Genomic DNA, 10,949 nt, shown 5'->3' with positions numbered 1-10,949 from the left:
TTGTTCTGAATGAGAAAGGATGACAAGGTATGAAGAATATCGCGTTTGAAGCGGCGGACATCCTGCTTCCGAAGCAGCCGGCCGACATGGAAAAATGGAGTGTCGTGGCATGCGACCAGTTCACCTCCCAGCCGGAATACTGGCAGGAGGTGAAGGAAAACGTCGGCGGCAGCCGTTCCACCTATCACATGATCCTTCCGGAGGCCTACCTTCTGGAAGAGACGGATACCGAACGGATGATCGATGGAATCAACGGCAATATGCAGCGTTATCTTGCGGACGATACCTTTGAACTGCTTGCGGACAGCCTGATCTATGTGGAGCGCACGTTGCCGGACGGGAAAATCCGTCATGGCCTGATGGGCGCGGTGGACCTTGAAGCGTACAACTACCTGCCGGGCTCGCAGTCCTTGATCCGCGCGACGGAGGGCACCGTTCTCGAACGTATCCCGCCGCGCGTCAAAATCCGCAGGCATGCGCCGCTCGAGCTGCCGCACATCATGCTGCTGATCGACGATGAAGAGGACGCTGTTATCGGCTCGCTGGCCTCGAAGAGGGAACAGTTCGGAAAGGTCTACGATTTTGATATGATGATGGGCGGCGGGCACATCCGCGGCTATCGTCTGGACGAAGGCGCAAAGCGGGCGGTGTTCCAGAGCCTTGAGAAACTGGCGGATCAGGATGCCTTCGATCAAAAATACGGCGTACAGGACAAGGGCGTGCTGCTGTTTGCGGTCGGCGACGGCAACCATTCGCTGGCAACCGCGAAGGAGTGCTTCGAGCAGCTCAAAAAGACCATGCCGAAGGAGCAGTGGGAGAACCATCCGGCCCGCTACGCGCTCGTCGAGGTGGTCAACGTCCATGACGACGCGCTGGAGTTCGAGCCGATTCACCGCGTGGTCTTCGATGTCGACGCCGAAAAGATGATGGAGGCCATGCGCGGCTATTACCGCGTTTCCGACGAGCGCTGCGACGGACAGCGCATCGAGGTCGTCGAGAACGGGAAAAAATACAGCATCTGGATTCAGAACCCGTCCTCCAACCTGCCGGTCGGCAGCCTGCAGAATTTCATCGACGCCTATACGAAGGCGCATGGCGGAAGCTGCGATTATATCCATGGCGAGGATGTCGTCGAAACGCTTTGCAAAAAGCCGCAGACCATCGGCTTCCTGCTGCCGGGCATGCAGAAGTCCCAGCTGTTTGAAACGGTCGTGCTGGACGGCGTTCTGCCGCGCAAAACCTTTTCGATGGGCCATGCACCGGACAAGCGGTACTATCTCGAATGCAGAAAAATTACGGATTAAATTTATGTATATGAAGCAAACCCACCAGTTGAACTGGTGGCATGCACCATCCCTGGAAGGGCATCATACCGGCCGGCCTTTTAAGAAACACTGAATAACCGTCATTTGTATCACACGCACGGCAGCTGCTGAAGTGGTTATAAATTTCCATAGCTTCTCACTTTGAGCGAAATGATCGTTGTCATTCGTTTCCCTCTATCCTGAAAGTCAAAGCTTTTTATTCTCACCGGCAGAGCCAGTGGTTTTGTAACGCTAAAGCTGCAAAAAAACGGGGCCGCAGACCTGCGGCCCCGTCGGTGCGTCCGACATACCGTTTTAAGTTTTAAAAGATTTTCTAAATTTGGCCGAATCCGTTCGATCAACGCAGACAGGGATCGGGCGCGGTTTTTATTGTTACATGAGGATATCGCGCATCGGTAACCAGCTTGTGTGATACGTTGTTCAAACACATCGTCATGCGGGGCTATGGCGCGGCTGCTTGAAGCATGAACGCCGATTTCATGGGAAAACTATAGCGATTGCGCAATTTCGCGTCGCAGCATTGGGCATTAGAGATAGAAAGCGTGCTCGCCGGCGTATTTTGCGCTGCAGCCGAGTTCTTCCTCGATGCGCAGCAGACGGTTGTACTTGGCGACGCGGTCGGTTCTCGACGGCGCGCCGGTCTTGATCTGCGTTGCGCCGACAGCGACCGCCAGATCGGCAATGGTCGTATCCTCGGTCTCTCCGCTGCGGTGGGACATGACGGTGGTCATATGGTTGGCCTGCGCCAGATTGACGGCCTCCAGCGTTTCGCTCAGCGAGCCGATCTGGTTGACCTTGACCAGGATAGAGTTGCCCGCGCCCTTTTCGATGCCGGTCGCCAGGCGGTTTGCGTTTGTGACAAACAGGTCGTCACCGACCAGCTGCACCCTGTCGCCGAGCAGCTGTGTGAGCTTGACCCAGGTGTCCCAGTCGTTTTCAGAGGCGCCGTCCTCAATCGAGATGATTGGGTATTTCGAGCAGAGCTTCTGCCAATAGGCGGTCAGCTCGTCGGGCGTCATGGTGATATTCTTCTTAGGCAGGACATAGCTTCCGTTCTGATACCATTCGCTGCTCGCGGCGTCGATGGCGATCTTGATATCCTTGCCGGGGATATAGCCGGCCTGTTCGGCTGCGTTTAAGATGTAGTCGATGGCCATTTCGTCGCTCGGCAGGTTCGGCGCGTAGCCGCCCTCGTCGCCGACCGAAGTGGACAGACCTTCCTTGGCAAGCAGGCCGCCCAGCGTGTGGAATATCTCACAGCACCAGCGCAGCGCTTCCTTAAAGCTCTTGGCGCCGACCGGCATGATCATGAATTCCTGGATATCGATGTTGTTCTTCGCATGCGCGCCGCCGTTCAGGATGTTCATCATTGGAACCGGCAGCAGATGCGCCGTCACGCCGCCGACATAGCGGTAGAGCGGCAGGCGGACCGCCTTCGCGGCAGCTTTGGCGGTGGCAAGCGAAACGGCGAGCACCGCGTTTGCGCCGAGGTTTTTCTTGTTCGGCGTATCGTCCAGCCGGTTCATGCGGCGGTCTATGGAAAGCTGGTCGATGCCGTCCATTTCGCAGAGTGCCGGCTTGATGATGCGGTTGATGTTTTCGACGGCCTGGCTGACGCCCTTGCCGCCAAAACGGCTTTTATCCCCGTCGCGCAGCTCATGCGCTTCATATTCTCCGGTCGATGCGCCGGATGGAACGGCGGCGCGGCCCATCACGCCGCAGGCGAGATAGACCTCGGCTTCGACGGTGGGATTGCCGCGCGAATCGATGATCTCGCGGGCCTTGATGTCCACAATTTTATTGCTGTAATGATGCATGGATCTTTCCTCCTTTTGCTTTCTTTCTATATACACAGCGTATCAAATCCTTCGAAGCGCCGGCAGCACGCCGGTGCGGCAGCGTTGGAAAACATTGAAAAGCGAAAATCTGCTGGAACTGTAGTAAACAGCGCTTTTTTTGATACACTATAGTATGTGACAACAGCTGTGGTTTTATAGCACAAAACATGCCGCATCCAGATTGTAATATTTGTTAAGGAGACTTAGCGGGTTGCCAGGATGGAAGCGGGACGGCCACATGCAAACAGAAAGGAAGTGTGAAAGAGTGAAGACTTTCAAAGTTTTAGCCATGACACTTGTCATGATGTTTCTGCTGTGCGGATGCACCGACGACAAGAATCCGTCGACATCGAATGGTTCCGGCAATTCCGCTGCCTCTGATTCCAACGGCTCCAATTTAGGAGACGAGCTGGAAAGCGGTCTTTCGGAAGCCGGATCGAAGGTGGAATCGGGTATTTCAGAAGCGGGTTCCAAAATTGAATCCGGTCTGGACGAGCTGAATCCGAACAAAGATTCGAACGCAGCCAGAGCCAACGAAGCGGTCGGCAACATGGCAGATCTGTCCTCAACCAAACAGGGTTGGGGACAGGGACGCAACAAAAATGAGCTGAACCAGCCGATCGGATCGCTGGACTTTCAGAATAAATATGGAAAGTATGATGCGTTCTTCATCTCTCCGAACGCCAACAAAAACATCTATCTCACCTTTGACGAGGGGTATGAAAACGGATACACCGCGAAGATCCTGGATACATTGAAGGAAAAGAAGGTTTCGGCCGTATTTTTTGTCACCTACGATTATGTTGACCGGAACGCCGACCTCGTTAAACGGATGATCGCAGAGGGACATATTGTGGGAAACCACAGCTATTCCCACGTTTCCTATCCGGATGTATCGGTCGAAGAGGCCAAGGCCGATTTGATGAAGCTGCACGACTACATGAAGACAAACTTCAACTATGACATGAAGCTGTTCCGTTTCCCATGCGGCGAGTTCAGCGAACAGACGCTCGCCATGGTAAAGGAATGCGGCTATAAGTCGCTGTTCTGGAGCTATGCCTATAAGGATTGGGATGTCGACAACCCGGTGGGATCGGATGAAGCCTTTAAGCTGATCACCGAGAATGCGCACGACGGTGCGATCTACCTGCTGCATGCCGTGTCCGCGGACAATGCCGAGGTGCTCGGCAGAGCAATTGACGAGCTGCGCAAGCAGGGCTTTACACCGGCAAAGTTTGACCTGTAGGCCGCCGACAGCCCGAAAATATGACGAAAATAAAAATAACCGCTATATTACAATAGCGGTTACTTACATAAACTAGGTCTGCGTCAATTGAATGGGAGTGGATGACCGCCGCCCGTGTGTGGGAAGGCGGCGGTCGCTGTTGTGTGTAAATATTAGAAGGGAAAACAATCTGACAGACATAGAGAATGCCTTAACAAATCGTGTAGAGATCAATGGATTGATCATAATTGTTCATGGAATTGAATTCATTATATCATAATACGCAGGGATTTGGCGGGAATGTAATTATTATGGAATTTCATGTAATTATTGTGTTCTCATTCAAAACGTTATCCATCATTCGACAACTTAGAACGGACAGAAAGGGGTTTCTATATGATACGGATTGCAGTCTGTGATTCCAATGGAGCGGATGCAGACTCTTTAAAAAAGCTGGTGGAACGTTACATCACACAGGAAAGCCTGTGTGCGGAGGTGGAACTGTTCGAAAGCGGAGAGGATATCATCGAGCGGTATCAGAGTAAACGCCATCTTTTCGACATTGTTTTCATCACCGTGAAGCTTGCTGCAGAGGCCAGGGTGATGGCAATCAACAGGATACAGGACTTTGACCGTGCCTGCCGGGTTATTTATCTGTCCCATGATGCAAAAAAAGCTGTGGAAGCGTTTCAATATCATGTGTACGACTACCTGATCAAACCGGTGCGGCCCGAGCGTCTATACCAAAGCCTGCAGAGCGCGGTTGCGGAAATACAGCAGCCGGTACATGAAATGGTGGTGCTCAAAACGGTGGGCGGTATCTACCGGCTGCCTGTGATGGACATTCTGTACATAGAAAGCAACCTGCGCGTTCTGCATATCCATACCAGGAGCGCAGGCATCCTGCAAAAGTATGAGAAGCTCGATGTGATGGGACAGAATCTGCCGGAAAGATATTTCCTGCGCTGCCACAAGAGCTGGCTGATCAACATGATATATGTGAAGGGGATTGTCGGAAACACCTTTCTTATGCAGAACGGACAGCAGATACCCATTAAGGCAAACGGCGCGGCCGGCATCAAATCCGGTTATCGGAGGTTTATTGAATGCCTGGGAGAGTGTGCATTGCTTTAAACAGACTGGTATATAAAGGCTGTTGCGGGGCCCTGGATGGGAACCGCATGCAGTTTCAATAAAAATACACAGAGGAAATTCAGATTCTTAACGAAACCCTAATACCCAGAACATACAGATTTTTTACAATAAAAGAGTCGAAACCGACCATTGTTTCGCAAGAACAGAACATAGTCGCATTGTTTCTCCGAACTTTCTTTTGAAGAGGATTACAGCAGGACCTGGACATGTCCGGGAAGCAGGCTGCAAAGCTTGCCGCTTCTGCCGTAGTCCTCATATTTTTTACGCGGGTTTGTCCACACAACAAACACATAGGATTCGCGTAACCGTCAGGTTTGAATCATAGGCGTATCAAATTGGAATGGTATCATACAGATGTCGAAACGGATAGGGGTTTCGATAAAAAGATAGATAGAGTCTTTTTTCATTCTTTAACCTTCTTTTATGGAGAAGTGGCAACCGATTGGATGTTAGCAAGGGGCATCCAGGCAGCAGAGCGGAAAGGCTGTCAGATCGGTTGCCATTTCTTTTGTTCATTTTTTTGTGGGTTGTGTGATAATAAAAATCATCAGATTCACTTGTGCTTATCATATGCCTATCATAATGAACCGATATAATAAAGCCATCGAAACCAACCAGTGTTTCGTTCTACATAGATAATCTTTTTTCATTCTTCTAACCTTCTTGGAAAGAGGACGATAACTTGAAATCCATCAGGATTCGGCTGTACAGTCTGCCCAACGCTGTACGCTGTGGTTATCGTCCTTTTTTCGTTTGCTTGTTAAAAAAATGTCATAATGCTTTTAACTGTTCCACATAAAAAGATCATAATAATATCATATTGATCGGGTATGATATAAGTAACGAAGCGAAGGAAGCTTCGGTGCCAAATTGTTTTTTTCATTTTTTCATCCTCTTTTCTCTTTTTTTAACCGGTGCGCGGCAGGGCGGGGAAACCGCCTGAGTGGAGCCTATCCTCCAAAGCCGCCCGCCGGGCTTTTTTTTGCGGAAATGTGATGGGAAGGCAACGGGAAGTTTTGCCGGAACATCATAAAGATATCATAAAGCGCACATGCGGAAGGAATATAATAAAGTCAACGAAGCAAAGGAAGCTTCGAAGCCAAAGTCTTTTTTCATTTTTTTCATCCTCTTTTCTCTTTTTAACCGGTGCGCGGCAGGGCGGACGAACCGCCTGAGTGGAGCCTATCCTCCAGAGCCGCCCGCCGGGCTTTTTTTTGCGGAAATGTGATGGGAAGGCAATGGGAAGTTTTGCCGAAACATCATAAAGATATCATAAAGCGCACATGCGGAAGGGATATAATAAAGTCAACGAAGCAAAGGAAGCTTCGAAGCCAAAGTCTTTTTTCATTTTTTATCCTCTTTTCTCTTTTTAACCGGTGCGCGGCAGGGCGGGGAAACCGCCTGAGTGGAGCCTATCCTCCAGAGCCGCCCGCCGGGCTTTTTTTGCGCAAATGTGATGGGCAGGGGACATCGTGTCAACAGGAACCCGCCATCATGCAGCCACCGCATATGAAAAGGGAAATCATACACACCACAGTCTTTTTCCGCATACACGAAGAGGTATTCGGAACAAAAGAATAGAATTCGTTTCTGTACGGATAAAAAGATAAAAAAGTGGAATGTTTCATAAAGATATCATATTTTGATCATATATAAAGTTTATAATGAAAAAGCCAAAACGGAAGACGTTTTGGCGGATAGATAGTAATCTTTTTTCATTCTCAAACCTTCTTTTGAAAGAGCTGTAACAATCGCGGATGGTAGCAAGGGACCATCCACAAGCAAGGGGCGTAATTTGCTTGGATTGTTGCAGTTCTTTTTCTTTCTGTCGCCTGCTGTTGAATTTCATGCGGCGGGAAAGGTGTTGACTTTTTAAAGTTGGTATGCTATCATATATAAGCGGTCGATTTTGGCCGGTATTTTTGTCGTTTATAAAGAAGGAAACGCTCGTTGCGCTGCAGGCATGCAGGTGGTACGCATTCATATTTCTGCGGTTTGGGAATTGTCTGATGTAAACGAGGGCGTCATTCCATTATTTATGAAGAGATGAATTTGATATGCCGCTGTGGTGGAATCGGCAGACACAAGGGACTTAAAATAATTTGAGCACACGGTCAGGAAACTTCCGTGTGAATGCTGTCAAATTCGGTGGAACTCCTTTTTACGGGACAATACCGAGCCAAGTCTTCCCAATCGGGAAGAAAGGTGTAGAGACTAGATGGCAGCCGCCTAAACTGACCTGTTCAGCAGGGTGAAGGTATAGTCCAGACTACAACATCATCCGATGGCTCAGGCAACTGAGAGTAGCATGAAAATCCCTCGTTGGCAACAACGTACCGGTTCAAGTCCGGTCAGCGGCACCAAAAGTACAAGGCAAAAAAGATATATGGCTCAAAAAGCCAGTGTTTTCAAGCCTTGCGAGACCCTCAACTATGAAAAGTTGAGGGTCTCAATTCTTGTAAGCGAAAACCCCCGGCTATGCCGGGGGTTCCGAAAAAGCTTTAGCGGTGAGTAGAAAAAGCAGAGACTTAAAATAGGCAAAGCGAGAGCAATTATGCAAAATAAAAACGGCTATAGCAAAAGTATACGTTAGGGAGATGTGACAGTGACTGACATTAGGACGTGAACCGCGCTAACTAATATAAAAAGTCTGCCCGTCTGCAATTGTCTACCGGATATGAACCTTTGCGAGCGTCGTTCGTAATATGCGTCTTGAGACGCTGCCAGTATCATAGGGCTTTGCCCGCATATGTAGAATCACCAGCTTAGCTGGTGGGTTCCTATTAAATTTTTACCACTGCCAAGTCATTCCGGCAGGAGTCGAACCACCAATCCCTGTCAAGCATGACAGCTATGTTAAAAAGGCAGAGCGCAAAGTGGCCCAAGGTGGGTGCCCTTTGCGTTTTTTTGTTTCCAGAGCAAAACATTGGAAGGTCCAGACTAAACTACACCGATACAAAGAAGATGGGAAGCTGTTACCGGCAAATCCTATTATAAAACCTTTCGCGTTGATTCACCGCGCCGCATAGAATGGTAAGGCAGAAAGGTTGTGAATTTTTTTATGACACAAGTATCGACCCAGACGGAGCTTCAGGCCGCAATCGCGGCTCAGGAAGCTGAAATAGAAGTAACCGCCGATTTTAAGATAGATACCGCGCAGAGAATCACCTATTCCGCCACGATTTCAAGTGGAGCGGGCGGCCCTTATACACTGACCGAGGCCGACGGCCATAATGGTTCATTGTTCTTTATCGAAAATCGCGGTTCACTGACCCTGGCAAACATCATATTGGATGGGGCCAAGGAGACCCACTCCGGTTCTTCTAATACCGGTTCGCTGATCGGGGTGCCCACCGGCACGCTGATCCTGGACACCGGAGCGGTGCTGCAAAACAATCGGATGGTTCAGGGGGGCGGTGTCAGCTGCAACGGCGAAACCAGCCCCATCAACATCATCATGAGGGGAGACGCCGTGGTCCGCGACAACGTAGCAGGCAACGGCGATGGGACCGAGGTGACCGAAATCCCTTTGGGCCGTACAGGTGGCAGGACGCTGTATCCCCGGCAGGAGGTGGGATATACGGTCTTCTACTCCGGCAACGACGAGGGTGGGCCCCCGGCTGAAAATGTCCCCCCGCCCCAACGGGTGCCGGTGGGGGAAGGTGCACCCCTGTCCGAAGAATTGCCTACCCGTGAGGGCTATGAGTTCACCGGATGGAATACCGACCCCTACGGCGGCGGCACGGCGTATCAGCCCGGCGATACCATCTACGTCACGGCGGATTTAGCGCTGTATGCCCAGTGGAAGGCAGTGCCGCCCACGATCCACCTCATCACCTACGAACCAAATGGTCTATCCGTGGAAGGGCTTCCGGAACAGCAGGAGGTCCCGGAGGGCGAGACGGTCTCCCTGTCCGCCGCGATCCCCACACGAACCGGCTACCGCTTTCTGAATTGGAACAGCCAGCCGGACGGCTCCGGCGCGGTCTACCAGCCGGGGCAGACGGTAGGCCCACTCTATGCGGACCTCACACTCTATGCCCAGTGGGCTGCGCTGCCTCCCCTCATGCACACGCTGACCTATTACGGCAACGACGAGGGCGGCCCGCCCGCCCAGTGGATTCCCCTTCCCCAGCAGGTACCGGAAGGCCAGATTATCGCTCTGCCGGACGCGATCCCCACCCGGGAGGGCTATCTCTTTACCGGCTGGAACACCCGGCCCGACGGGAGTGGAACGTCCTATCAGCCCGGCGAGACGTTTGGCCCTATTTTTTCTGACGCCGACCTGTACGCCCAGTGGGAAACGATACCGCCCCTCATGCACACGCTGACCTATTACGGCAACGATACGGGCGGCCCGCCCGCCCAGTGGATCCCCCTTCCCCAACAGGTACCGGAAGGCCAGATCATCGCTCTGCCGGACGCGATCCCCACCCGGGAGAGCTATCTCTTTACCGGCTGGAACACCCGGCCCGACGGGAGTGGAACGTCCTATCAGCCCGGCGAGACGTTTGGCCCTATTTTTTCTGACGCCGACCTGTACGCCCAGTGGGAAACGATACCGCCCCTCATGCACACGCTGACCTATTACGGCAACGATACGGGCGGCCCGCCTGCCCAAGATATTCCCGGCCCAGTCATAGTGCTGGATGGGCAAAGCGTCACGCTCTCTAGCACGATCCCCACCCGAGAGGGTTTTGCATTCACCGGCTGGAATACCGATCCCTCCGGTATGGGAATCACCTATCAGCCCGGTGACACTATCCTTGATGTGCGGGCGGATATGGACCTGTACGCCCAGTGGAACCCCCTGCCGTCCCCCTGCTATACACTGACTTACTGCGGCAACGACGCCGGTGGACCGCCTGCCTGCTGCATTCCATGTCCCGAGCGGATCCCGGCTGATCAGTGCACCCGGATTTCCTGCTGCTCTCCCTGCCGGCCCTGCTACTGTTTTACCGGCTGGAATACCGATCCATGCGGAAGGGGACAGACGTTTTGCCCGGGGCAGACCATTGGCCCTGTGATGGGGGACGTCTGTCTCTACGCCCAGTGGAGACGGCTGCCGCCGCCTAAGCCCTGTTATATCTGCCAAAGAGAATCTGACTGACAAATGACAGCGAGTGGGCGAAATTAAAGTGCAAAGGAGAACCGCTGCGGATTTTGTCTGCAGCGGCCCCCAGATATCGCTGAGGCTCTGGGATACCGTCAGGTAATGCTCCATCTCCCGGTCGTTCACCGGAAAGCAGGCTGACGTCATCACACCCACTGCTTCCGCGCCGATGGATTCCGCATGGCGCATGAGCGTCATGGTTCCTCCGTGTCATGGCACCGAAGTGCATGTATACAGTCTCCCGGCCTGCCGCCGTCTTGACCAGCCAGCCCCATCCGTTCCGCTGTCGTCAG

Annotated in this window: 5 protein-coding genes; 4 read left to right on the top strand and 1 reads right to left on the bottom strand. The window is 52.1% G+C overall.

Features of this window, described 5'->3' with window-relative positions:
• The first annotated feature begins 29 nt into the window (after positions 1–29).
• Positions 30–1,304, top strand: coding sequence for a DUF1015 domain-containing protein (locus BN348_RS12410; RefSeq protein ID WP_040198360.1), 1,275 nt, complete (start codon positions 30–32; stop codon positions 1,302–1,304).
• Positions 1,305–1,852: 548 nt separating this feature from the next.
• On the opposite strand, the gene eno is transcribed toward BN348_RS12410, so the two are convergent.
• The gene (gene eno, locus BN348_RS12405) at positions 1,853–3,142 is read right to left on the bottom strand and encodes a phosphopyruvate hydratase (RefSeq protein WP_040198358.1); all 1,290 of its coding nucleotides are present in this window, start codon (positions 3,140–3,142) and stop codon (positions 1,853–1,855) included.
• A 286-nt stretch (positions 3,143–3,428) separates the two neighbouring features.
• Between eno and BN348_RS12400 the strand changes: the two genes are divergently transcribed.
• The 3 genes from BN348_RS12400 to BN348_RS12385 all read left to right on the top strand — a co-directional run bounded on the left by BN348_RS12400 (position 3,429) and on the right by BN348_RS12385 (position 10,653).
• Complete coding sequence (locus BN348_RS12400; RefSeq protein ID WP_197068357.1) at positions 3,429–4,409, top strand: delta-lactam-biosynthetic de-N-acetylase; 981 nt, start codon at positions 3,429–3,431, stop codon at positions 4,407–4,409.
• A gap of 375 nt (positions 4,410–4,784) precedes the next feature.
• Positions 4,785–5,522, top strand: a complete 738-nt coding sequence (locus BN348_RS12395; RefSeq protein WP_040198356.1) for a LytR/AlgR family response regulator transcription factor — start codon at positions 4,785–4,787, stop codon at positions 5,520–5,522.
• Positions 5,523–8,604: 3,082 nt separating this feature from the next.
• Positions 8,605–10,653 carry an InlB B-repeat-containing protein gene (locus BN348_RS12385; RefSeq protein WP_040198354.1) on the top strand — a complete coding sequence of 683 codons (2,049 nt, stop codon included), beginning with the start codon at positions 8,605–8,607 and terminating at the stop codon, positions 10,651–10,653.
• The last annotated feature ends 296 nt before the right edge of the window (positions 10,654–10,949 follow it).

This window comes from Candidatus Soleaferrea massiliensis AP7, from assembly GCF_000820765.1.
GTDB classification, from domain to species: domain Bacteria; phylum Bacillota; class Clostridia; order Oscillospirales; family Ruminococcaceae; genus Soleaferrea; species Soleaferrea massiliensis.
This window is presented reverse-complemented; position numbering and strand designations above follow the sequence as displayed.